General features: G+C 39.7%; 17 protein-coding genes, 6 tRNA genes and 3 rRNA genes. 19 read left to right on the forward strand and 7 right to left on the reverse strand.

Annotated elements, in window-relative coordinates:
• Positions 1 to 18: 18 nt before the first annotated feature.
• The 8 genes from secA to AC2G3J_RS03310 all read left to right on the forward strand — a co-directional run bounded on the left by secA (position 19) and on the right by AC2G3J_RS03310 (position 6,418).
• A complete protein-coding gene (gene secA / locus AC2G3J_RS03275) occupies positions 19 to 2,736 on the forward strand; it encodes a preprotein translocase subunit SecA (protein WP_483770651.1) in 2,718 nt (905 codons plus the stop codon).
• A gap of 148 nt (positions 2,737 to 2,884) precedes the next feature.
• Positions 2,885 to 3,247 (forward strand): hypothetical protein, encoded by a 363-nt coding sequence (locus AC2G3J_RS03280; protein ID WP_336954391.1) that lies wholly within the window; start codon positions 2,885 to 2,887, stop codon positions 3,245 to 3,247.
• Between the two features lie 165 nt (positions 3,248 to 3,412).
• Positions 3,413 to 4,633 carry a bifunctional glutamate N-acetyltransferase/amino-acid acetyltransferase ArgJ gene (gene argJ, locus AC2G3J_RS03285; protein ID WP_483770652.1) on the forward strand — a complete coding sequence of 407 codons (1,221 nt, stop codon included), beginning with the start codon at positions 3,413 to 3,415 and terminating at the stop codon, positions 4,631 to 4,633.
• Between the two features lie 149 nt (positions 4,634 to 4,782).
• On the forward strand, positions 4,783 to 5,850 hold the full coding sequence (nadA, locus tag AC2G3J_RS03290; protein ID WP_336954393.1) for a quinolinate synthase NadA: 1,068 nt from the start codon (positions 4,783 to 4,785) through the stop codon (positions 5,848 to 5,850).
• 152 nt (positions 5,851 to 6,002) lie between these two features.
• Positions 6,003 to 6,079, forward strand: a tRNA-Pro gene (locus tag AC2G3J_RS03295).
• Between the two features lie 45 nt (positions 6,080 to 6,124).
• Positions 6,125 to 6,201 (forward strand) — tRNA-Arg (locus AC2G3J_RS03300).
• A 41-nt stretch (positions 6,202 to 6,242) separates the two neighbouring features.
• Positions 6,243 to 6,318, forward strand: a tRNA-His gene (locus AC2G3J_RS03305).
• 23 nt (positions 6,319 to 6,341) lie between these two features.
• Positions 6,342 to 6,418, forward strand: a tRNA-Pro gene (locus AC2G3J_RS03310).
• Positions 6,419 to 6,559: 141 nt separating this feature from the next.
• Here AC2G3J_RS03310 and yfiB read toward each other — a convergent pair.
• From yfiB to yfiR, 3 genes are read right to left on the reverse strand one after another with little or no spacing between them, the layout of a single operon-like run.
• Positions 6,560 to 7,039 (reverse strand): outer membrane lipoprotein YfiB, encoded by a 480-nt coding sequence (yfiB, locus tag AC2G3J_RS03315; protein WP_483770653.1) that lies wholly within the window; start codon positions 7,037 to 7,039, stop codon positions 6,560 to 6,562.
• A gap of 15 nt (positions 7,040 to 7,054) precedes the next feature.
• Positions 7,055 to 8,272: a diguanylate cyclase DgcN/YfiN gene (gene dgcN / locus AC2G3J_RS03320; protein WP_151958163.1), complete on the reverse strand. Its 1,218-nt coding sequence runs from the start codon at positions 8,270 to 8,272 to the stop codon at positions 7,055 to 7,057.
• A gap of 4 nt (positions 8,273 to 8,276) precedes the next feature.
• Positions 8,277 to 8,687 (reverse strand): regulatory sequestration protein YfiR, encoded by a 411-nt coding sequence (yfiR, locus tag AC2G3J_RS03325; protein ID WP_483770654.1) that lies wholly within the window; start codon positions 8,685 to 8,687, stop codon positions 8,277 to 8,279.
• 687 nt (positions 8,688 to 9,374) lie between these two features.
• Between yfiR and AC2G3J_RS03330 the strand changes: the two genes are divergently transcribed.
• The 5 genes from AC2G3J_RS03330 to rrf all read left to right on the forward strand — a co-directional run bounded on the left by AC2G3J_RS03330 (position 9,375) and on the right by rrf (position 14,693).
• Positions 9,375 to 10,913: ribosomal RNA gene (locus AC2G3J_RS03330) — 16S ribosomal RNA — on the forward strand.
• A 59-nt stretch (positions 10,914 to 10,972) separates the two neighbouring features.
• A tRNA-Ile gene (locus tag AC2G3J_RS03335) sits at positions 10,973 to 11,049 on the forward strand.
• Positions 11,050 to 11,093: 44 nt separating this feature from the next.
• Positions 11,094 to 11,169, forward strand: a tRNA-Ala gene (locus AC2G3J_RS03340).
• Positions 11,170 to 11,505: 336 nt separating this feature from the next.
• A 23S ribosomal RNA gene (locus AC2G3J_RS03345) occupies positions 11,506 to 14,396 on the forward strand.
• Positions 14,397 to 14,578: 182 nt separating this feature from the next.
• Positions 14,579 to 14,693, forward strand: a 5S ribosomal RNA gene (rrf, locus tag AC2G3J_RS03350).
• Together the 16S, 23S and 5S rRNA genes with 2 tRNA genes alongside form the textbook arrangement of a ribosomal RNA operon.
• 157 nt (positions 14,694 to 14,850) lie before the next feature.
• Here the strand turns inward: rrf and AC2G3J_RS03355 are convergent.
• The 3 genes from AC2G3J_RS03355 to metG form a co-directional block, all read right to left on the reverse strand.
• Positions 14,851 to 15,828 (reverse strand): MBL fold metallo-hydrolase, encoded by a 978-nt coding sequence (locus AC2G3J_RS03355; protein ID WP_419361319.1) that lies wholly within the window; start codon positions 15,826 to 15,828, stop codon positions 14,851 to 14,853.
• Between the two features lie 142 nt (positions 15,829 to 15,970).
• Positions 15,971 to 16,444, reverse strand: coding sequence for a hypothetical protein (locus AC2G3J_RS03360; RefSeq protein ID WP_336954683.1), 474 nt, complete (start codon positions 16,442 to 16,444; stop codon positions 15,971 to 15,973).
• 120 nt (positions 16,445 to 16,564) lie between these two features.
• On the reverse strand, positions 16,565 to 18,619 hold the full coding sequence (gene metG, locus AC2G3J_RS03365) for a methionine--tRNA ligase (RefSeq protein ID WP_483770655.1): 2,055 nt from the start codon (positions 18,617 to 18,619) through the stop codon (positions 16,565 to 16,567).
• Between the two features lie 180 nt (positions 18,620 to 18,799).
• On the opposite strand from metG, the gene AC2G3J_RS03370 reads away from it, so the two are divergent.
• The 3 genes from AC2G3J_RS03370 to AC2G3J_RS03380 all read left to right on the forward strand — a co-directional run bounded on the left by AC2G3J_RS03370 (position 18,800) and on the right by AC2G3J_RS03380 (position 20,577).
• Positions 18,800 to 19,600 (forward strand): hypothetical protein, encoded by an 801-nt coding sequence (locus AC2G3J_RS03370; RefSeq protein ID WP_336954680.1) that lies wholly within the window; start codon positions 18,800 to 18,802, stop codon positions 19,598 to 19,600.
• Positions 19,601 to 19,702: 102 nt separating this feature from the next.
• The gene (locus tag AC2G3J_RS03375) at positions 19,703 to 20,197 is read left to right on the forward strand and encodes a hypothetical protein (RefSeq protein WP_483770656.1); all 495 of its coding nucleotides are present in this window, start codon (positions 19,703 to 19,705) and stop codon (positions 20,195 to 20,197) included.
• A 68-nt stretch (positions 20,198 to 20,265) separates the two neighbouring features.
• Positions 20,266 to 20,577, forward strand: coding sequence for a putative quinol monooxygenase (locus AC2G3J_RS03380; RefSeq protein ID WP_336954686.1), 312 nt, complete (start codon positions 20,266 to 20,268; stop codon positions 20,575 to 20,577).
• Here AC2G3J_RS03380 and AC2G3J_RS03385 read toward each other — a convergent pair.
• Entirely contained in the window at positions 20,574 to 20,792 is a 219-nt protein-coding gene (locus AC2G3J_RS03385) for a DUF6500 family protein (RefSeq protein WP_483770657.1), read from the reverse strand. The genes AC2G3J_RS03380 and AC2G3J_RS03385 overlap by 4 nt on opposite strands.
• 193 nt (positions 20,793 to 20,985) lie before the next feature.
• Between AC2G3J_RS03385 and AC2G3J_RS03390 the strand changes: the two genes are divergently transcribed.
• The 3 genes from AC2G3J_RS03390 (at position 20,986) to AC2G3J_RS03400 (ending at position 24,322) form a co-directional block, all read left to right on the forward strand.
• The gene (locus AC2G3J_RS03390; protein ID WP_336954677.1) at positions 20,986 to 21,174 is read left to right on the forward strand and encodes a hypothetical protein; all 189 of its coding nucleotides are present in this window, start codon (positions 20,986 to 20,988) and stop codon (positions 21,172 to 21,174) included.
• Positions 21,175 to 21,849: 675 nt separating this feature from the next.
• Positions 21,850 to 23,100 carry an iron-sulfur cluster carrier protein ApbC gene (gene apbC, locus AC2G3J_RS03395; protein WP_483770658.1) on the forward strand — a complete coding sequence of 417 codons (1,251 nt, stop codon included), beginning with the start codon at positions 21,850 to 21,852 and terminating at the stop codon, positions 23,098 to 23,100.
• Positions 23,101 to 23,443: 343 nt separating this feature from the next.
• On the forward strand, positions 23,444 to 24,322 hold the full coding sequence (locus AC2G3J_RS03400) for a 5'-methylthioadenosine/S-adenosylhomocysteine nucleosidase (RefSeq protein WP_419329179.1): 879 nt from the start codon (positions 23,444 to 23,446) through the stop codon (positions 24,320 to 24,322).
• The last annotated feature ends 1 nt before the right edge of the window (position 24,323 follow it).

Here is a 24,323-nt window from a genome sequence, read left to right on the forward strand (position 1 = left end):
AAGATTTAGAGAGTTTATATGTTGGCAAGTCTGATCGGAGGAATCTTCGGTACTAAAAACGAGCGCGAACTAAAACGTATGCGTAAAATTGTCGATAAGATTAATGCGCTCGAGCCGACGACATCTGCACTCAGCGATGCAGACTTATCTGCAAAAACTGAAGAATTCAAACAAAGATATAAGAAAGGTGAAAGCCTAGATAAATTAATGCCAGAAGCGTTTGCGGTGTGTCGTGAAGCAGCAAAACGTGTCATGGGTATGCGTCATTATGATGTGCAGCTCATTGGTGGTATTACTTTGCATGAAGGAAAAATTGCAGAAATGCGTACAGGTGAAGGTAAAACCCTGATGGGTACTTTGGCTGTATATTTAAATGCAATTAGTGAGCAAGGTGTTCATGTCATCACGGTCAACGATTACTTGGCACAACGTGATGCTGAATTAAACCGTCCGCTTTATGAGTTCTTGGGTTTAAGCGTTGGTGTAATCTATTCGATGCAATCACCGATAGAGAAAGCTGAAGCATATCGTTCAGATATTACTTACGGTACCAATAATGAATTTGGTTTCGATTATCTGCGCGATAACATGGTTTTCTCTATGGCTGAGAAAAAGCAACGTGGTTTGATTTATGCGATTATCGATGAGGTCGATTCGATCTTGATCGATGAAGCACGTACACCGTTGATTATTTCGGGTCAAAGTGATGACTCATCACAGCTTTATGTTGCAATCAATAGTATTCCACCGAAGTTGCATGCTCAAAAAGAAGAAAAAGTCGCAGATGGCGGTCATTTCTGGATTGATGAAAAGCAACGCCAAGTTGAAATGACTGAAGTCGGTTATGAAACTGTTGAAGATGAATTGATTAAAATGGGCTTGTTGGCTGAAGGCGAAAGCTTATATTCACCATCAAATCTAAATCTCGTTCATCATGTGTCTGCTGCAATTCGTGCACATTTCCTTTATCAACGTAATGTTCATTACATCGTACATGATGGTGAAGTAATTATTGTTGATGAGAATACTGGTCGTACCATGCCAGGTCGTCGTTGGTCTGAAGGTTTACATCAAGCCGTTGAAGCCAAAGAGGGCTTAGACGTTCAACCTGAAAACCAAACTTTGGCAACTACGACATTCCAAAACTATTTCCGTTTATACAAAAAACTTTCAGGTATGACAGGTACTGCTGATACTGAAGCTGCGGAAATGAAAGAAATCTATGGTTTGGATGTGGTGCTTATTCCAACCCATCGTCCGATGATTCGTAATGACCAAAACGATTTAATTTATTTAAATCGTAATGGTAAATACAATGCAATTATTGAAGAAATTCAGAAAATTCATGAAGCAGGTGTTGCACCTATCTTGATTGGTACTGCAACCATTGAAGCATCAGAAATTTTATCTGATAAGTTGCGAGATGCAGGTATTACCCATGAAGTCTTGAACGCTAAACAACATGAGCGTGAAGCAGATATTATTGCTCAAGCAGGTTCACCACGTGCAGTAACCATTGCAACGAATATGGCTGGTCGTGGTACAGATATTTTGCTTGGTGGTAACTGGAAAGCAAAACTTGCCAAAATTGAAAACTATACTGCTGAAGACGAAGCTCGTCTTAAAGCGGAATGGGAACAAAACAACGAAATGGTGTTGAGTTCAGGTGGTTTACACATCATTGGTTCTGAGCGCCATGAATCGCGTCGGATCGATAATCAGTTGCGTGGGCGTTCTGGTCGTCAAGGTGACCCCGGTGTTTCACGTTTCTTCTTGTCATTAGAAGATGATTTGATGCGTATTTTCGCAGGTGATCGTGTTGTGGCAATGATGCGTGCGATGGGATTACAAGAGAATGAAGCCATTGAACATAAAATGGTGTCACGCTCTATTGAAAATGCACAGCGCAAAGTTGAAGCACGTAACTTTGATATTCGTAAAAATTTATTGAAATACGATGATGTAAATAATGAACAACGTAAAATTATTTATTCGCAGCGTGATGAAATCTTAGAGGAAAGTTCACTTCAAGATTATATTGAAGAAATGCACCGTGAAGTCGTGAAAGGTTTAATCGAAACCTATATTCCACCTGAATCTATCCATGATCAATGGGATATTCAAGGGCTTGAAAATGCATTGAATGAAGATTTGGGGATTAATCTTCCTGTAAATCAATGGTTGGAAGAAGATCGTCGTCTAGATGAAGAAGCCTTGGTTGAGCGTATTTCTGATGAGATCGTTACACGTTACCGTAATCGTCGTGAACAGATGGGGGATGATACTGCTGCGACACTTGAACGTCACTTCATGTTGGGTTCATTAGACCGTCATTGGAAAGACCATTTGGCTGCGATGGACTATTTGCGTCAAGGGATTCACTTACGTGGTTATGCACAAAAGAACCCTGAACAAGAATATAAGAAGGAAGCCTTCAATTTATTCGTCAATATGTTGGGTGTGATTAAGTCAGACGTGGTTACTGATATTTCTCGTGTGCATATCCCAACACCTGAAGAGCTTGCTGAAATGGAAGCTCAACAACAGGCTCAAGCTGAATCTATGCGTCTTAACTTTGCACATGATGAAGTGGATGGTTTAAGCGGTACGGTCAGTAATGAAATTGTTGATGCACAATTCACTGATAGTGATGAGGTTGTTGCACCAGAAAGCCGAAATGCACCTTGTCCTTGTGGCTCAGGTTTGAAATACAAACAATGTCACGGCAAAATCTAATTAGTGAATAGACCCTGAAAGTGTTACGAAAAAGCAGAACAATTGTTCTGCTTTTTTTACAAGTTATTACCATGCGTTAATTTTTATTGCAGGAAATGTGATTAAGTGGTATTAAGTTGCTCAATTGGAAAAGATCTTTGGGAAGATAATGAAAAAATTATTAAAACCTTTATTTGTTGCAACTTTAGCAGTTCCAGCATTGGCATTTGCAGATACAGCACCACAAACGACGACAGTGGAAAAAGTACAAGCTGCTACAGGCGCAGTGACAGCCCAAGCAGAAGTAAAAAATGAAACCACGACTGTAATCAGTCCACGTACTGGTATTCGTTATACTTTAGGTAATACAGGCGGACGCCCAATTATTTTAAAAACTGCGGCAATTGCTGCGGTAACACCGGCCACGATTAATCGTGTTGTTGCTTCGAATCCAGCCTTGTCAGTATCTAGTCAAGAAAAAGTAAAGCAAGCATTGTTGGCTGCAGATACAACAACTGCTATTCAACAGTGATACGTTGCTGATGTAAAGCCAGTATATTTACTGGCTTTTTTATTTTATATTCAAATGAATAAGCTTTTCTTATAGTAAAAATAAATAAGCATTTTAATAAGCTCGATTTTTATGGAGAATTCTAATAAGCTGTATTTTCATTTTAATTCATGTGGACATTTGAAAATGGCTGTTGGTGACGTGTCTATGCCGCATATGCATGTGGTACAAGGTGTAAAAATTGGCTCTGCTGAGGCGTATGTCCGTTATCCAAATCGACGAGATTTAGTTATTTTTGAATTTGCACAAGGTACCAATGTTGCGGGTGTATTTACCCAAAATGCATTTTGCGCAGCACCAGTTCATGTGTCGAAAGCGCATTTAGCACAAGCTAATCCGCGCTATTTGGTCATCAATACTGGGAATGCTAATGCGGGTACAGGCAAATTGGGCATGCAAAATGCACAATTGACCTGTTTAAAGCTTGCTGAGTTAGCGCAGGTAGAAGAATTTGAGGTATTGCCATTCTCTACAGGGGTTATTGGTGAACAACTGCCCATTGAGCGTTTAACGCAAGGTTTACAGCCTGCACTAAATAGTTTGAATGACTCCACTTGGACAGACGCTGCGACTGGGATCATGACCACGGATACTACACCAAAAGGCGCCTCAGAACAGTTCGAGCTTGATGGTATAACCTATACAATGACTGGGATTTCTAAAGGTGCAGGCATGATTCGCCCCAATATGGCGACCATGTTGAGTTTTGTTGCAACCGATGCGCCAATTGCACGAAATCTTGTGCAAAAAATGTTAAAAATTAGTGCAGACCAATCATTTAATCGGATTACTGTGGATGGTGATACTTCTACCAATGATTCATGCATCTTTGCTGCAACCGGAATGGCTGGTGGTATAGAAATTAGCAGTGAAGATGATGCTCGTTATACTGTGATCTTGGATGTTTTATCGCGTGTGATGAAGCGTTTGGCGCAACTGATTATTCGTGATGGGGAAGGGGCGACCAAATTCATTACTATCACGGTTGATGGTGGAAATGACACACAAGAATGCTGTGATATTGCTTATAGCATTGCCCATTCACCATTGGTTAAAACGGCAATTTTTGCGTCTGATCCAAACTGGGGGCGTATTCTTGCTGCGATTGGTTATGCTGGCGTGAAAGATTTGGATGTTGAAAAAATTCAAGTCTGGTTAGACGACGTGCAAATTTGTAAAGATGGTGGTGCTGCTGAAGACTATACCGAAGAAGCTGGTGCGCGTGTAATGTCACAGACAGAAATGACCATTCATGTAAACCTTGGTCGAGGGCAGGCCAAAGATACGGTATATACCTGTGACCTATCATATGATTATGTGAAAATTAATGCGGACTATCGTTCTTAACTACTGATTTTTTAAGGAGCCTCATTCGTGAGGCTTTTTTATAACAAAACATTTTTCGTGGTGAATTTATGTGCGCTAAACCGTACAATCAATTCACAAGTGTATAAACGCTAGCATGATGCCAGCGACAAGGAAAGAGAAGACCTCTTATGAATGATGCGAATAATTTAATTGCCAACGAAGCAAAATCGGTTGTGCAAGCGCATTTAGATCGTTTAGGTGAACCTAAGGACAATAGTCTGAGTCCAGTGGTAAAACAGCAGAAGTTTGCGCAAATTAAAGCTGAGTTGCAAAAAAACAATGCTGTTTTGGTGGCACATTATTATTGTGATCCAGATGTACAAGAACTTGCGGAAGCGACGGGTGGTTGTGTTTCTGATTCTTTGGAAATGGCACGTTTTGGACGTGATCATGAGGCAACTACTCTGGTTGTCGCTGGGGTTAAATTTATGGGAGAAACCTCAAAAATTCTTTCTCCTGAAAAAACAGTACTTATGCCAACTTTGGAAGCAACCTGTTCGCTTGATCTAGGTTGTCCTGTAGATGAATTTACTGCATTTTGTGATGCGCATCCTGAACATACTGTTGTGGTCTATGCCAATACCTCAGCAGCAGTTAAAGCACGTGCTGATTGGGTGGTGACTTCAAGTTGTGCTGTAGAGATCATTGAACACTTAGACAGTTTGGGCGAGAAAATTATTTGGGCACCAGACCAACATTTAGGCCGTTATATTCAAAAGAAAACTGGTGCTGATATGTTGCTTTGGGATGGTGCCTGTATCGTGCATGAGGAGTTTCGTGCCCGTGGTATTGAAAAGATGAAAGCACTGTATCCGAACGCAGCTGTATTGGTACATCCTGAGTCACCAGAATCAGTGATTGATATTGCGGATGCGGTGGGAAGTACTTCACAACTAATCAAAGCAGCTCAAACATTGCCACAAGACACTTTGATTGTGGCTACAGACCGTGGCATTTTCTATAAAATGCAACAAGCTGTACCGCATAAGACCTTGATTGAAGCACCTACAGCAGGTGAGGGTGCAACTTGTCGTTCTTGCGCACATTGCCCGTGGATGGCAATGAATGAATTAGATGGCATTTTGTCAGTTTTGCAAAAGGCTGATCAAGAAATATTCGTAGATGCAGCTTTGGCTGAACGTGCTAAATTACCTTTAGATCGTATGTTGAACTTTAGCGCTCAATTAAAACGATAGAAATTGTATAAAAAACATCTGAAATGTTTGATTAATATACATTTGACGTGTTTTTTTAACTTTTTTTCAAGATAGGTGTTGACGTCTTGTGGCGTCACGCCTAGAATGCACACCGTACCGCACGATGTGCGATACACAAAAGCTGAGATGAACGGAGCATAGCACAGCCTGGTAGTGCACCTGGTTTGGGACCAGGGGGTCGTAGGTTCGAATCCTACTGCTCCGACCAATTCTTCAAGGCAAGTTAATCTGTGATATTAGTATCATTGGTCATGCGCCTGTAGCTCAGTTGGATAGAGCATCCGCCTTCTAAGCGGATGGTCACAGGTTCGAATCCTGTCAGGCGCACCATATGTTGCTTGATACTATAGATCCTAAAACTTAATGTGACGGTGGATGTAGCTCAGTTGGTAGAGCCCCGGATTGTGATTCCGGTTGTCGTGGGTTCGAGCCCCATCATTCACCCCAATTCCTTAAGTTTGTTGTAAATTCGGAGCATAGCACAGCCTGGTAGTGCACCTGGTTTGGGACCAGGGGGTCGTAGGTTCGAATCCTACTGCTCCGACCATTTAAGTATTAGCTTAAGTATAAATTATCCGCTTAGATGCGGTTTTTTTATGCCTAAAATTTGTGCTTGTCAACGAGTGTCAAATTCTATAGATCTAAAAAAAGATCTCCGTAGAGATCTTTTTCAATAAAGAGAAGATTATCAAGGAATAATAATCACAGCAACACGACGGTTTTCAGCTTTATTTTCTTCTGAATCATTTTCTTTAAGTGGCTGGTCAGCCCCTTTTCCAATCACTTGGATATTTTGTGGATTGAATTTTTGCTCAATAAATATATTTGAAACATTTTGAGCACGTTCTTTGGATAATTTTAAATTGTATTCAGGATTTCCGATATTATCGGTATGACCTACAATTTTAAGCTTATCGAGATGATATTTGTTTAATTGCGTGGCTAAACGAACCAATTCAGTTTGTCGCTCGGTATTAATATTCGATTCATTAAAACCAAACAATAAACGTTCTGGTAGTCCTAGACTCCAGCCTTCATCCGTTAATACAAAACCTTCTTTCTTGAGTACACGAGCTTGTTTATAGCTCAATCCACCTAGATTCATACAACCCGTAAGTGCTAGGCAGAGTATTGCAAGAATAGAAAGTTGTACGTTTTTTAAAGTCATAAAAACCCCCTAATATTATGAATGGTAAATAAACCAATGATGCTGTAAAGATTTTGCTTTGTACATGGCTTGATCTGCTTGAGAAATTAAGTCTTCTGGGCTTGATGCCTGACTAGAGATGGCAATACCGATACTAAAGCTAAAAGAAATCGATTGTCCTTTATAAATTAAAGGATCTTCACAACATTTAATCAGATTTTCCGCAATAGAGATGAGGTGTTCAATTTTAGAAATGGAACGTAATATAATTGCAAACTCATCTCCCGCAAGGCGCGCGACAAAATCATCTTGACGAATATGGCGTCTTAATCGTGAAGCCATTTCTTTTAAAACTTCATCACCGACCAAATGTCCATATTGATCATTAATGGCTTTAAAATTATTATTATCAATAAATAATAAAGCTAAATTCTCACGTTGATTGGTATCTTCATATAGATTACATAACACTTGATAAAAATAATTACGATTAGGTAATTCGGTTAAATGATCATGTTGAACTTGATAAGAAAGTTCACTATTCTCGTTTTGAAGATGGGTGTGCCAAGATTGAATTTCATCTAAGAGTTGGTTGAACACACTGTTTAAGTCTTGAAATTCTTTTACATCACTTTTGGGGAATCTTAAGTTGTATGCTTTCTGATTCCTTAATAGTTGTGCAATTTGTATAATCGGTAAAAATGACCCCATAATATGGCGATAAGTTAAGTTTACTGACCACCATACAGCAAAAACCATAAATAGCATGCCAAATGCTAAGCCCGTAAAAATTTTAAAAATAAACATTAAAATTTCATTGGAACTTCCATAGAGCACAACTTGGCCGACAAGCTTTCCTTGATGTTGCACATTTAGCTTGATGGCATCTTTTAAAAAGATATGGTCAAAAAAGTTTTGAATATAGGAATAGTGTTCAACATTTTTTAGGCTTTCAGCAACTTTATGACCTTGATTATCATAAACCTCAATCAGACGTACTGAATGTTGAAAGGTATATTCATTGATAATCTGTGAAATCGCGATTCTATCAGAGAAGACTAGCGCAGGTTGAACACGTTCAGACACGGTTCGACTGATTAATAATAGGTTTTGTTTCGCATAAGATTCAACGGTAAATACTGAAATCGTGACAAAAGTAGACGTACTAATAAATAAAGTGATTGCAAAGGTCGTAAATTGAGATTTACGAAACAATGTTTGTAAGGAACTCGATTTAAAAAATTTATTCATCATTATTTTAATCCGAATTCTTTGCCAGCAATAAAACACGTGGATCAACATGTATTTTAGACTGAGCTAAACTATCTAAATTCACTTTAAAAATAGTATTTCCTGTTTTGTTGGTGGATAAGCAAAAAACGCTGCCAATTTCACATTCAGAATTACTTGAACTAAACGATAAAATAGATGAATTTAATGATTTCCCAATAAGGGCCTGTTCGGTTTGTGCTGAAGTATTCGAAAAAAATACCGCATCACAATGACGATTTTTTAGATCAGCGGAATGTATTGAATTTATATTAAAAGGAGACTTATTTGATTTGATATAAGCAGAAAATTGGTTTGCATAGGATGCATTATCAACGACGCACAATTCTGGATTAGGAGTGTTCCATTTGGCATAGCTTAATATAGACAATGTCATCATGAAAATATTATGTGACGAATTGGCTGAGGAATAGTTGCAACATAAGAGCAAAATTCCTAAACAGAAGCTTCTTCTATTTATAAAACGGGCCATATTCGACTTAATTTATTAAATGATAAAATTATTTCAAATAGTTTAAAGAAAAAAAACAAATATAAATAGCTTAAAATTTAAATAAAAACATGAAAGGGGTTGCTCTTATGATGAAAAAAGCGACAAAAAATAGCGGAAAAAGGACTTATTTTGCCATTTTGGTCGAAAAAATGTCCAACTGATAAAAAAGTTTAAAAAAAGGGGTTGTGTTGGGAATGGAATGCTGTAGAATGCACATCCATCGGCGGTGATGTTAAATAAAACTTCTGATAAATCAGGCACTTGATTAAGTTGTTAAGATTTCGAATTGAGATTTTAAGATGAGATTGAAGTTGGGTTTGTTGGAAAAAATAATTAACATTATAGATTGACTTTTTAGAGATAGAGAGTAGTATAGCCGACCTAGCTTGATGCTGACGAAGCATTGAGAAGATCATTAAGAGAATATGAAGAACAACTTGTGTGGATTTTTACTAATTGATTGATCGAAATATTATCATTGATTGATTGGTTTAAATTACTCGAAGTTTATTTGAGAGAATTTGTCAGTACATTGATGAGCCAGAATTGTGACCTTAAGTCACTAATGATTTTTAACTGAAGAGTTTGATCATGGCTCAGATTGAACGCTGGCGGCAGGCTTAACACATGCAAGTCGAGCGGGGGAGATTGCTTCGGTAATTGACCTAGCGGCGGACGGGTGAGTAATACTTAGGAATCTGCCTATTAATGGGGGACAACATCTCGAAAGGGATGCTAATACCGCATACGCCCTACGGGGGAAAGCAGGGGATCACTTGTGACCTTGCGTTAATAGATGAGCCTAAGTCGGATTAGCTAGTTGGTGGGGTAAAGGCCTACCAAGGCGACGATCTGTAGCGGGTCTGAGAGGATGATCCGCCACACTGGGACTGAGACACGGCCCAGACTCCTACGGGAGGCAGCAGTGGGGAATATTGGACAATGGGGGGAACCCTGATCCAGCCATGCCGCGTGTGTGAAGAAGGCCTTATGGTTGTAAAGCACTTTAAGCGAGGAGGAGGCTCTTCTAGTTAATACCTAGGATGAGTGGACGTTACTCGCAGAATAAGCACCGGCTAACTCTGTGCCAGCAGCCGCGGTAATACAGAGGGTGCGAGCGTTAATCGGATTTACTGGGCGTAAAGCGTGCGTAGGCGGCTTTTTAAGTCGGATGTGAAATCCCCGAGCTTAACTTGGGAATTGCATTCGATACTGGGAAGCTAGAGTATGGGAGAGGATGGTAGAATTCCAGGTGTAGCGGTGAAATGCGTAGAGATCTGGAGGAATACCGATGGCGAAGGCAGCCATCTGGCCTAATACTGACGCTGAGGTACGAAAGCATGGGGAGCAAACAGGATTAGATACCCTGGTAGTCCATGCCGTAAACGATGTCTACTAGCCGTTGGGGCCTTTGAGGCTTTAGTGGCGCAGCTAACGCGATAAGTAGACCGCCTGGGGAGTACGGTCGCAAGACTAAAACTCAAATGAATTGACGGGGGCCCGCACAAGCGGTGGAGCATGTGGTTTAATTCGATGCAACGCGAAGAACCTTACCTGGTCTTGACATAGTAAGAACTTTCCAGAGATGGATTGGTGCCTTCGGGAACTTACATACAGGTGCTGCATGGCTGTCGTCAGCTCGTGTCGTGAGATGTTGGGTTAAGTCCCGCAACGAGCGCAACCCTTTTCCTTATTTGCCAGCACTTCGGGTGGGAACTTTAAGGATACTGCCAGTGACAAACTGGAGGAAGGCGGGGACGACGTCAAGTCATCATGGCCCTTACGACCAGGGCTACACACGTGCTACAATGGTCGGTACAAAGGGTTGCTACCTAGCGATAGGATGCTAATCTCAAAAAGCCGATCGTAGTCCGGATTGGAGTCTGCAACTCGACTCCATGAAGTCGGAATCGCTAGTAATCGCGGATCAGAATGCCGCGGTGAATACGTTCCCGGGCCTTGTACACACCGCCCGTCACACCATGGGAGTTTGTTGCACCAGAAGTAGGTAGTCTAACCGTAAGGAGGACGCTTACCACGGTGTGGCCGATGACTGGGGTGAAGTCGTAACAAGGTAGCCGTAGGGGAACCTGCGGCTGGATCACCTCCTTAACGAAAGATTGACGATTGGTAAGAATCCACAACAAGTTGTTCTTCATTGATGTATCTGAGGGTCTGTAGCTCAGTTGGTTAGAGCACACGCTTGATAAGCGTGGGGTCACAAGTTCAAGTCTTGTCAGACCCACCAAGTCTACTGAACACAGAAGAGCAGATATATTAAGATCTTAAGCTGGGGACTTAGCTTAGTTGGTAGAGCGCCTGCTTTGCACGCAGGAGGTCAACGGTTCGACTCCGTTAGTCTCCACCACTAATTACAGACTAAGTGATTACAGAACTTAGTAAGCCGATAGCTTATTAAGTTCTGTGATTTATCACAGTTAACTACTCGCTGACGAGGCGGTAGTGAATCATTAACAGAATATATTTGAGTTGAAATAATTGTTTAACTCGTTTTAGTTGATGTTAGCAAGCAATTGTTAATATTGAATGAAATGAGAACTAGCGATAAAACTGAATCAAGCGTTTTGGTATATGAATTAAATTGAAGCTGTATAGTGATTAAATTCACAGGCAACAAATAGAAGTGGTTGAATCCATATTGTTGATCCTCCTTGTAGGGATTAGCGACTGTTTGGGGTTGTATAGTCAAGTAATTAAGTGCATGTGGTGGATGCCTTGGCAGTCAGAGGCGATGAAAGACGTAATAGCCTGCGATAAGCTTCGGGGAGGCGGCAAATATCCTGTGATCCGGAGATTTCTGAATGGGGAAACCCACTTACCATAAGGTAGGTATCGCATGATGAATACATAGTCATGCGAGGCGAACGAGGGGAAGTGAAACATCTCAGTACCCTTAGGAAAAGAAATCAATTGAGATTCCCTCAGTAGCGGCGAGCGAACGGGGATCAGCCCATTAAGTTATATGTGTTTTAGCGGAAAGCTCTGGGAAGTGCTACCGTAGAGGGTGATAGTCCCGTACACGAAAGGGCACATATAATGATGACGAGTAGGGCGAGGCACGTGAAACCTTGTCTGAATATGGGGGGACCATCCTCCAAGGCTAAATACTCCTGACTGACCGATAGTGAACCAGTACCGTGAGGGAAAGGCGAAAAGAACCCCTGTGAGGGGAGTGAAATAGATCCTGAAACCGCATGCATACAAGCAGTGGGAGCCGACTTGTTCGGTGACTGCGTACCTTTTGTATAATGGGTCAGCGACTTATATTCAGTAGCAAGGTTAACCGTATAGGGGAGCCGTAGAGAAATCGAGTCTTAATAGGGCGTTTAGTTGCTGGGTATAGACCCGAAACCGGGTGATCTATCCATGAGCAGGTTGAAGGTTGGGTAACACTAACTGGAGGACCGAACCCACTGTCGTTGAAAAGCCAGGGGATGACTTGTGGATAGGGGTGAAAGGCTAATCAAACTCGGTGATAGCTGGTTCTCCCCGAAAGCTATTTAGGTAGCGCCTCGGACGAATACCATAGGGGGTAGAGCACTGTTTCGGCTAGGGGGTCATCCCGACTTACCAAACCGATGCAAACTCCGAATACCTATGAGTACTATCCGGGAGACAGACTGCGGGTGCTAACGTCCGTAGTCAAGAGGAAAACAATCCAGACCGCCAGCTAAGGCCCCAAAATTATAGTTAAGTGGGAAACGATGTGGGAAGGCATAGACAGCTAGGAGGTTGGCTTAGAAGCAGCCACCCTTTAAAGAAAGCGTAATAGCTCACTAGTCGAGTCGGCCTGCGCGGAAGATGTAACGGGGCTAAAACTATATGCCGAAGCTGCGGATGTATACTTAGTATACGTGGTAGGGGAGCGTTCTGTAAGCCGATGAAGGTGTATTGAGAAGTATGCTGGAGGTATCAGAAGTGCGAATGCTGACGTGAGTAACGACAATGCGAGTGAAAAACTCGCACGCTGAAAGACCAAGGGTTCCAGTCCAACGTTAATCGGGGCTGGGTGAGTCGACCCCTAAGGCGAGGCCGAGAGGCGTAGTCGATGGGAAATTGGTTAATATTCCAATACTTCTGTGTAATGCGATGAGAGGACGGAGAAAGTTAAGTCAGCCTGGCGTTGGTTGTCCAGGTGAAAGGCAGTAGGCATGCATCTTAGGCAAATCCGGGGTGCTCTATGCTGAGAGCTGATAGCAAGCTAGTTTACTAGCGAAGTGGCTGATACTATGCTTCCAGGAAAAGTCTCTAAGCTTCAGTTACACAGGAATCGTACCCGAAACCGACACAGGTGGTCAGGTCGAGTAGACCAAAGCGCTTGAGAGAACTCTGCTGAAGGAACTAGGCAAAATGGTACCGTAACTTCGGGAGAAGGTACGCTGCTGACGGTGATAGGACTTGCTCCTTGAGCTATTGGCAGCCACAGAAACCAGGCCCCTGCAACTGTTTATTAAAAACATAGCACTCTGCAAACACGAAAGTGGACGTATAGGGTGTGATGCCTGCCCGGTGCTGGAAGGTTAATTGATGGGGTTAGCGTAAGCGAAGCTCTTGATCGAAGCCCCAGTAAACGGCGGCCGTAACTATAACGGTCCTAAGGTAGCGAAATTCCTTGTCGGGTAAGTTCCGACCTGCACGAATGGCATAATGATGGGGGCGCTGTCTCCAGCAGAGACTCAGTGAAATCGAATTCGCCGTGAAGATGCGGTGTACCCGCGGCTAGACGGAAAGACCCCGTGAACCTTTACTGCAGCTTGACATTGAACTTTGATCTTACTTGTGTAGGATAGGTGGGAGGCTTTGAAGTAGTGACGCCAGTTGCTATGGAGCCATCCTTGAAATACCACCCTGGTAATATTGAGGTTCTAACTCTGTCCCGTTATCCGGGACGAGGACCATGTCTGGTGGGTAGTTTGACTGGGGCGGTCTCCTCCTAAAGAGTAACGGAGGAGTACGAAGGTGCGCTCAGCGTGGTCGGAAATCACGCGTAGAGTATAAAGGCAAAAGCGCGCTTAACTGCGAGACCCACAAGTCGAGCAGGTACGAAAGTAGGTCTTAGTGATCCGGTGGTTCTGTATGGAAGGGCCATCGCTCAACGGATAAAAGGTACTCTGGGGATAACAGGCTGATACCGCCCAAGAGTTCATATCGACGGCGGTGTTTGGCACCTCGATGTCGGCTCATCTCATCCTGGGGCTGAAGCAGGTCCCAAGGGTATGGCTGTTCGCCATTTAAAGAGGTACGCGAGCTGGGTTTAGAACGTCGTGAGACAGTTCGGTCCCTATCTACCGTGGGCGTTGGAAATTTGAGAGGATCTGCTCCTAGTACGAGAGGACCAGAGTGGACGAACCTCTGGTGTACCGGTTGTGACGCCAGTCGCATCGCCGGGTAGCTATGTTCGGAAGGGATAACCGCTGAAAGCATCTAAGCGGGAAGCCTACCTCAAGATAAGATTTCCCTAGGACTTTATGTCCTCTAAAGAGCCGTTGAAGACTACGACGTTGATAGGTTGGATGTGGAAGTGCGGTGACGCATGAAGCTGACCAATACTAATTGCTCGTGAGGCTTGACTATACAACACCCAAGCAGTTGTATACGAACTTCGAAAGAAGTAAGCATCATTTGATTCATAAAAGATCAAACATACTTGATTTAGTTGTAAAGCTAGTTAAAATATTCAACTCAAATGTTCTGTTAAACTCATTTGGTACGAAGTAAGGCATTTAAATAAGACCCGAACAAGTCCATAACAGTTTGCTGGCGACAATAGCAAGAGTGAACCACCTGATCCCTTCCCGAACTCAGAAGTGAAACCTCTTAGCGCTGATGGTAGTGTGGGGTTACCCATGTGAGAGTAAGTCATCGCCAGCTTTTAAATCTAAAACACCCCGGTCTCGTTAGAGAACGGGGTGTTTTTTATGCGCAGATGAAAGAAAAAGATAAGAAATTAAGAAGCAAAATAAAAGCTCTAGCCTTAGCAGGAGCTTTTAAAGATCATTAAAAAGATTCTACTTAAACAATAAAATCATTAATCTTTAAAATGAACAGGAATCCATTGATAGCTCTTCCCATCTGCTGAGTAAATATGTCCAATGCCTGGGAAAGGCAAATGGGGTGCTGCGATGGTTGGTCCACGTTTTGCATAATCAGCAAACTGCTTTAATCGGGTTTGAACAGCTATTTTCGGGTCAATATCATATTCTATTGCTGTTTCAGGTTTATCGAATTGTACTGTATGAGAGTGGACAATATCCCCAATAAAAACAATATCTTCACCCGTTGTTTTTAGTTTGTAACTAAAATGTCCCGGGGTATGACCTGCTGTGTTGATCACTTCAAATCCATTGATGTTGTCACCCAGTTTAAATGTTTTAAACTGCTTTTTAGCTTGATAGGGTGTAAGGGCGGCTTTGATCTTTTCTACAGTTGCTAAGTAATTGGCACGTTTATCTTGTGCTATTTTTTCAGCCTGTTTCGGATTCAACCAATAATTTTCTTCATCTTCAGAGACATAGATAGTGGCATTTGGGTAGTTTGCTATGCCATTTTTACTGACACCACAGGAATGATCAGGATGTAAATGTGTCAGTAAAATCGTATTGACTTGTTCAGGTTGATGACCTGAAGCTTTGAGATTTTTTAATACAGAGCCTAGATGCGCACCGAAACAATCTGCAGTACCACTATCCACCAAAACCAGTGATTTACCTGTGTTAACTAAAAATGCATTCACCGATGTTTGTACACCTTTGGCTTGATCTGCATGATATTTCTTTAAAATTTCTTGAACCTTGTCCTGTGAAATATCTTTAAATAGTGTGGGAGACATAAAGTTGGTGCCATCTAGCAAGGCGGTAATTTGTGTATTGCCCAGCTGATGTTGGTAAAACCCTGCTACTTGCGCTTGTTGTTCAATGATCGGCAATGTTTTGGTGACTTCTGCTTGTGATGTAAGAGGGAATAAGCCGAATAAAAGGACTGATAATGATAGGGCAGTTTTTTTCATTGGATTTGATCAAAATTAATTTAACGAATTATTTTTTAACATGGATTGGTTCATCACGGCGCTTTTTATATATGAAAAAAAATCTACTTTTGTAAGCGAATTTTTTATTAATATGCACAATGATCGAATCAGCTATGGGAGGTCATTCGTTTATATTCTGACGATTTCTGGCTCTTATCCATTCAATAAAAGTACAAATCAGCGTTGTTGGTAGTATAAGGACAAACTGGAGGTAAAGAAAAGTAAATAAAGGGGAAGGCGTAACTATAGCGATGATAAGAATAAAAGGAGCTAGCATAAAGCCTAAAAGACACCCATAGATTAAACTATAACGCCAAGAGGCTAAGGCTAATTTACTTGCAAAAAAGTGTTTAAATAAGAGATTGGTAATGATAGCTGGAATGCACCCTAGGAGATAACCAAATGGAGTAATCAAGATGAATGCAGCGATCATTGGAAATATAATAGATGGTGTAATGAGTCCTTTTAAAAACCGCATTGGATTATAAAAAATAATTTCGCTGTGAAATGTGATTGCGATAATAAATGTACCGATGAATGGACCACAGAGGATAAATGCAGATATTTTTCTTTTGTTATTTTTTGACATATCCATATTGAGGCTAGCCCTTTTTTCATTTTTATAATGATAGTATAGTAAAACATTAGTATAAAAAAAGACTTCCGAAGAAGCCTTTTAGTGATTTATGATCGTCTAGGATGAGACAATCAATAATTAAGAAACTTTATCACCTGGTTTTGCACCAGATTCAGGTGAAATCACCCAAACACCATCACCATTTCCAGCAGCAAGCACCATACCATTTGAAATACCAAAACGCATTTTACGCGGAGCAAGGTTTGCAACCATAACCACCAATTTGCCAGTTAAGTCTTCAGGTTTGTAGAACTCACGGATCCCACTGAATACATTACGTGGTTCAGCTTCACCGACATTTAGAGTCAATTGAAGCAACTTATCAGAACCTTCTACTGTTGCTGCTTCTAAGACTTCAGCAACACGCAAGTCAACTTTGATAAAGTCATCAATCGTAATGATTTCTGCTTCACCCACTTTGGCTTCAGACTTTTTCTCTTTGGTTTTTTCAGTTTTCTTTTCTGCTTTCGCTGGTGTTACCGCAGCTAAAGATTCTTTTGATGCATCAACCATTGCAGCAACTGCTTTTGGATCAACACGTTGCATCAATGGCTGGAATTGAGCAATTTCATGCGCAACTAAAACCGTTTTTCCTGAAGCAAAATCAAAACTTTCAAGTTTTAAGAAGTCTTGAACTTGTGTTGCCAAAGTTGGAAGTACTGGTGCCAAGTAAACAGCCAATTGACGGAATAGGTTGATTCCAACAGAACAGACATCATGAACTTGTTGTTCCTGGCCTTCTTGTTTCGCCAAAGCCCATGGTTTTTTCTCATCAATATACTGATTTGCACGATCAGCAAGTGCCATGATTTCACGTATAGCGGTTGAAAACTCACGAGCTTCATAAGATTGAGCAATCGAGTCACCCGCATCAATAAAGCTTTGAACCAGTTCAGGTTCAGCACATGTTGCAGACAAGCGATTGTTAAAATTGCTGTTAATGAATTTTGCACAACGACTGGCAATATTCACAACTTTTCCTACTAAATCTGAATTTACTTTTTGTACAAAGTCATCAAGATTTAAATCAGAATCTTCAACTTTATCAGAGAGTTTTGATGCAAAGTAATAACGTAAATATTCAGGATTTAAGTGCTGTAAATAGGTTTCAGCTTTAATAAATGTGCCACGCGATTTTGACATTTTTTGACCATTTACAGTCAAGAAACCATTTACAAATAAACCTGTAGGGGTGCGGTAATTTGCACCTTCTAACATCGCAGGCCAGAACAATGCATGGAAATATACAATGTCTTTACCAATGAAGTGATACACCTCATTTTTAGAATCTTTTTTCCAGTAGTCGTCAAAGCTTAATTCTGGGCGTTTCGTTTTGATGTAATTTTCAAAACTTGACATATAGCCAATCGGGGCATCAACCCAAACATAGAAATATTTATTAGGTGCATCTGGAATTTCAAAGCCGAAATAAGGTGCATCACGAGAGATATCCCAATCGTTTAGACCATTTTCAAACCATTCATCTAACTTATTGGCGATCGAAACAGGTAAACGACCTTCATCACGCGTCCATTTTTGCAAGTATTCAGCAAAGTTTGGAAGTTTAAAGAAATAATGATCTGATGATTTTTCAACAGGTGTGGCACCACTTAATGTTGAGCGTGGATTTAATAGCTCTGTCGCATTATAGGTCGTACCACACACTTCGCAAGAGTCGCCATACTGATCTTCTGATTTACATTTTGGGCAAGTCCCTTTAATGAAACGGTCTGACAAGAACATGCTTTTTTCAGGATCAAACAACTGAGTAACAGGACGAATCGCAATATTGCCTGCCTCACGGTTTTTAATATAGATTTCTTCCGAGCGTGTTTTATTTTCATCGCTATTGGTTGAATCATAGTGATCGAAATGTACCCCAAAGCCATCAAAATCACGGATATGCTCTTTTTGCACATTGGCAATTTGTACTTCTGGACTAATCCCATTTGCTTCTGCACGGAGCATGATTGCTGTACCGTGCGCATCATCCGCGCAGACATAAGTCACTTCATGACCCATTGCACGCATGGCACGAACCCAGATATCTGCTTGGATGTAGCCGAGTAGGTGACCCATATGAATAGGACCATTTGCGTATGGAAGGGCGTTAGTGACTAAAATATTTCGCACGGATATAACTCTCTTTCTCAAAGTTAATGCAAGGGCATTGATTTTAGCGTAATTGCTATGAAGATGCACAACAGAATAGGTGAATTCTTTTCAAATGTAGATTTTTATGCTTATTCTTATAACTGCCAATTCATTATTATAGAATGGTGTATTCGTGTATTTCTTAAGAGCAATAAATCTATGATTGATGATGAATATTTTGATGATGACCAGCCTGTAATCCGTATTCCACAAAATCAAAATAGTAAAAATCTAATTGAAAAAAATATTCTGAAACAAGCTGAACGCTATTTTGAAGATATTTCAGAAAATGAACATCAGTATCTTATTGAAACACTCAATGGGTTTGCTCAGGAGGAGGCTTATTTTGAAGTTTTAGCCAATCAATTGAATCAGCCTGTTGGGACTAAAATTGCCAATGACGCTCTTAATCTATTGTATTTTTGGCAATTGATACATGAAGCTAAAGATATTACTCAGTTTAATCTTTTAGATGTGATCAACAGTGAGTTTTTTCAGTCTGAAATGTTTAAAGCTTTTGATCAATTAGCGTTGGGCGAGCAGAAGCCACAATATCAAGCTGTGTTAGAACAAAGCTTTAAACTCTATCAATTAGAGTTGTATGCGGGATGTATTCCATTGCTTTATGCCCAATTGGAAGGTTTGTTAACAGCTGTTTTAGTTCAAAATGGTTATTTAAAACAACAGGACACCAAGTTTATTGATGTCTATAAAATCGTTCCTGGGTTAAAAGGTCATGAGATTAAAAGTTTGTGGCATAAAGCTAAAATTGCCAATGAATTGAATCATTATTTTTTAGAGTTGGCTGCTTATAAGATGGATAGCAGCTCAACGGTAAGCATGACCCGGCATAACATTCTACATGGTACAGATTTGAATCATTTTAATCAGGAGCGCAGTTTCGTATTGTTTATTTGGCTGTTTGCGGCAGTCAGTTTTATGGGAAATGTCCGATCATAAAGTTCGAATCGTGATGATTCTTCACCTAAACTTCACATCCTAATCAAACACGCTACATTTTAATTTTAGAAACTAACACCAAGATCGAAGAAGGAGAAAATCATGCGGTCTTGGTATGTATTTGTTGCCTCAGCAATTGCCAGTTTGGCGGCTGTTCTCAGTTTAGTTGTGCCATTTTGTTTTTTTCTATATTTTTATCAAGGTGATTTATTTATTTCGGCTTCAGAACGAAGCCCAACACAGGGTATTCAAGTCGTGTTTTATCTCACCCCGTGTTTTCTGCTGGTCGGGTGTTTTAGCTACACAGTTATTTTTAAAGTATTTAAAGCACCTCAAAAAATCATCGAAACAACACAAATTATAAAATCTATAACTTTGATCTTTATCATGATGCTAAGTTTTTTATTCTTAGTTTTATGTTTAGATGGTGCTCTATATAGCTTTATCGAGGTATTGAGTTATTTAATTTTGGTTTATTTACTGTTATTGCTCCCGTTTTGTATAGGTTTAAGCTTCGGAAATGCTGTTTACTTAATTTTAAATAAAAAATTTAATACTCAGAAGATATTTAGAAAACAAGTGCATCATTGGGTTTAATTGAATGATTGCCTATAGGTTAACATTTCATGTTATGTTCAAGCTTTGATATCAATAAGAAATCATCCATGCTTAAACTGATTGCCGAAGACTTTATCCAAGTGGATAAAATTGATTTAGTTTTACCATTATATAAAGAGTTAGTTGAGAAAACCAAACAAGAAGCAGGCTGTATTGCCTATGATTTATATCATGATTTACGCAACAGAGGGCATTTTGTATTTATTGAGGAATGGATTGATCGTGCTGCTTTAGACGCCCATGTTCAATCCTTCCATTTTCAGGATTTAGTTCCGAAAATTGATCAACATAGAAGACAAGATGGAATTTTTACCCATATGCAGCATTATGATGAATTGTTTAAAAAAATGAATACTTAGTCTTCATTTTCGATCATTTTCTTAATTTTTATTGCCTTTTCAAAATGATCAAGTTGATGGGTTTTAATCCACCATTCTGCCACTTGCATTAAGGTTTCAGGAGCATCATTTTTATTGGCAAAGAATGCATAAAAGGATAAACCAACATCATCTCCCTTTTTGGCAATTTTATCATTACAGACTCGGATAATTTTTTCTTTCATTATTTGTTGCATTAAATAGACTCAGTGTTTGTTTTAATTGAAGGATTTTTCAATCAATCAGAATAAGCTATTTTATTCATTTTGAAACAAAAAAACACATCGATACAAACTGTGTATGAATTGTTAAAGAAATGCATCTTTTTACATTTTATGGAGTTTCTGTTGTTATAACTAGGGTGAGACTTAATTAAATAGGAAGAAAATCATGACAAATTTAGACGATTTAAAAAACAAAGCTTCTGAAGTAATTGATGACGTGAAGTTAAAAGCCAAAGAAGCAAAATTAGGTGCTGAAAAGGTTGCAGATGATCTCAAACATAAAGCAAAAGAAACACTGCTTAAAGGTGAGCAAGCTGTAAATGATTTGAAGCACAAAAAAGATGATGAAAATTAAATGGAACAATCACTGAACAGCGTCACGCTGTTCAGTGATACCTTGTAGTTAATATTTTTTACGAATCCACTCAATTTCATAAATCTGATTATTCACCACAGTAAAACTATCATTTAAATGATCAATCTCATAGGTATAGTTAGATACTGTCACTGTTGTTTTCTTTTTGTACGTTCATAAGTGTTCATTGAAATTGGAGATTGGTCAATACGTTATGACATTTCCGTCAAACTATCACCTACAGAAACCAATTGTGCTTAATGCTTAAGATGTACGTACGCAGTTGGAAGTTGTAGACGTTCTAGCAAAAGCTAAACTTAAAATGATTAAAGATAAAAATAATAGAAACTCCATAGATGGATCTTATTATTGTCAAGAATTACATAAAGTTGTTATTGACCCAATGTGACTATAGCTATTTTTTATCCAGTATTTGTATGGGAATTATTAACACAGAGTTTGCCATAGAAATCTAAATGATAAAAACTAAAAGTTCATTCTGAACAAGCAGATAAAATGATTAAATGGACTATTTTGGATATTAAAACCAACTAAATAAGTAGGATTAATAATGACATTCAAAAAGCTGAATAGAAGTTTACTTAACCTCACGTCAATTTACAGTTAAACTAGCTGTCTCAGTATTTATTGTATTTGCAAATTTGGAGCAAATCTATGTCGTGGCTTTCTTCGCTTAAATCAGTTTTTTCTCCTGCACAGGAGGTGAAAGAGGAAGAAGTCCAATCTGTTTTGCAAAACTATATTTTGCCAAATTCCAGTGTTTTAAAAGAACGTATTACCCAAGTCAATGTTGTAGGTCGGGTATTACAACTGACAATTAATACTTATCCTGAAGAAGCAGATCATTTACAAAAAATTCATGATGATCTTGCAGATGAATTGGAGAAGTGCGGTATTCAAGAGTTGAATCTGCATGTGATTCAACAAAAAATTCAACATGATTCGAGTTGTGCTAGTGATCAGCATGGAAAAGCAGGACATAGTTGCTCTTCAAAGCCAAAAGCTGAACACACTAATCTTCCTCCTGTTGTTGATGCTTCTACTAAAATGGCAAACACACAAGTAGATCCTAATAATCCGCCAATTCAAAAAGCAGCACCACAACAACGAGATATTCCGAAGCATCCTCGAATTCAAAATGTCATCCTTATATCATCGGGTAAAGGTGGTGTGGGTAAATCAACCACCACAGTAAATATCGCATTGGCTTTGCACAAACTAGGCTTAAAAGTCGGGGTTTTAGATGCTGATATTTATGGTCCAAGTATTCCAACAATGTTGGGGAATGCAGGACAAACACCTAAAATTGAAGGTGAAAATTTTGTTCCACTAGAAGCTTATGGAATGGCGGTACTTTCGATCGGTCATTTAATTGGGAAAGAAAATACGCCAGTTGCTTGGCGTGGTGCAAAAGCTACAGGTGCATTGATGCAACTGTTTAATCAAGCGCTATGGCCTGATTTAGATGTTCTAGTCATTGATATGCCACCTGGTACAGGAGATATCCAATTAACCCTTGCCCAACGTATTCCTGTGACAGGTGCCGTGATTGTGACAACACCTCAGAATGTTGCGTTAATGGATGCAGTTAAAGGTATTGAACTGTTTAATAAAGTACATATTCCTGTCATGGGGGTTGTAGAAAATATGTCAACGCATATTTGCTCAAACTGTGGTCATGAAGAACAAATTTTTGGTACAGGTGGTGGAGATCAATTGTCTGAGCAATATAATATCCCGTTGCTGGGTCGATTGCCTTTAAATGTTCAAATCCGTGAAAATGCTGATGCAGGCAAGCCTTCTGTAATTGCAGGAGATGTTGCTGCAGAAAACTATATGGCTATTGCTGAAAAAATTGCACAAGCTTTACCTAAAGCCGAAAAAGATCCACATAGAATTTTCTAAGAATCAACTTCAAAAGCGTCCTCTCTTTATTTTAGAGACCGAATTAAAGAGAGGAAAATTGAGAATGAATCAATGAAATATTTAAACTTACTCGATAATAAGATTTTATACGCACTGCCCATTTTTAGTATCCTTAAAAATCAAATAATTAATGCTAAATATGAGGAGTAAGGTAAAATAGGGCTAATCAGCGTACTATGCTAAAATGATTAAAAATATTCTTAATTCAATAATAGAATTTAAATCATCTTCTCTTTAATATCGATATAAAAATATAGAAAATTGATCAACTGGTATATTCATTGCTTAGGTATAATTTCTAATTTAAACCATTGAGTAGACCATGCTATTAAAAAATTTTTTATGTGCTTTGGGAATCTGTAGTTCGATGTTCTTGGCTGCATGTAACGATAGTGATTCAGATAAAACAAGTTCTAATTCAACGACCCAGAAAACTTTACAACCCATCGTCATTCAAGGTGCATTACCTGTAGAGTCTGAGCAAATGGCCTCAAAACTAAGCAATTCTACAGTTGAAACTTTTGGTGGCTGGACGTTTTGGAAGGGTAGCTATCAAGGGTATCCTGTGATTATCTCTAAAACAAGAATGGGAATGAGCAACTCTGCTGCTGCAACAGCAATTGCGATTGAACGTTATAAACCTATCGCAATTATTAACCAAGGAACATCGGGTGGCCATGATCCAGATCTTAATGTCTATGATATTGTTTTAGGTCGTTACACCACCAATATTGGTGCATTTAGAACACCTAAAAAAGCTGTTGGAGAGGGTTCGAATTCTCTTGAATGGACAGAAGCTTTTGATGTGCTTCCTACGGATGAGTCTGATCCTGAACCGATTGCGATTCGTAAATTTGAAGCAGATAAAGAGCTGTTATTGGCAGCGCAGCGTGCAAAAACTAATTATAGTAAGGGTCGTGTGGTTGAAGGTACTATTGGTTCAGCTGATGTATGGAACAATGAATTAGATCGAATTGCATTTTTCCATAAAAATTATGGCACTTCTGTAGAGGAAATGGAGGCGGCATCGGTAGCACAGATTGCCAGCCAATATAAAGTACCATTCCTTGGTGTTCGTATTTTATCGAACAATATTACCAACGGGGGCGCATATGACCCAGGTACTGGAGAAGCATGCCAGCATTATGTTTTAGATATCGTTGTTGAATACATGAAAGCTAAACAAGCCACTTTGAAGTAAA

Source organism: Acinetobacter legionensis (genome assembly GCF_057165765.1).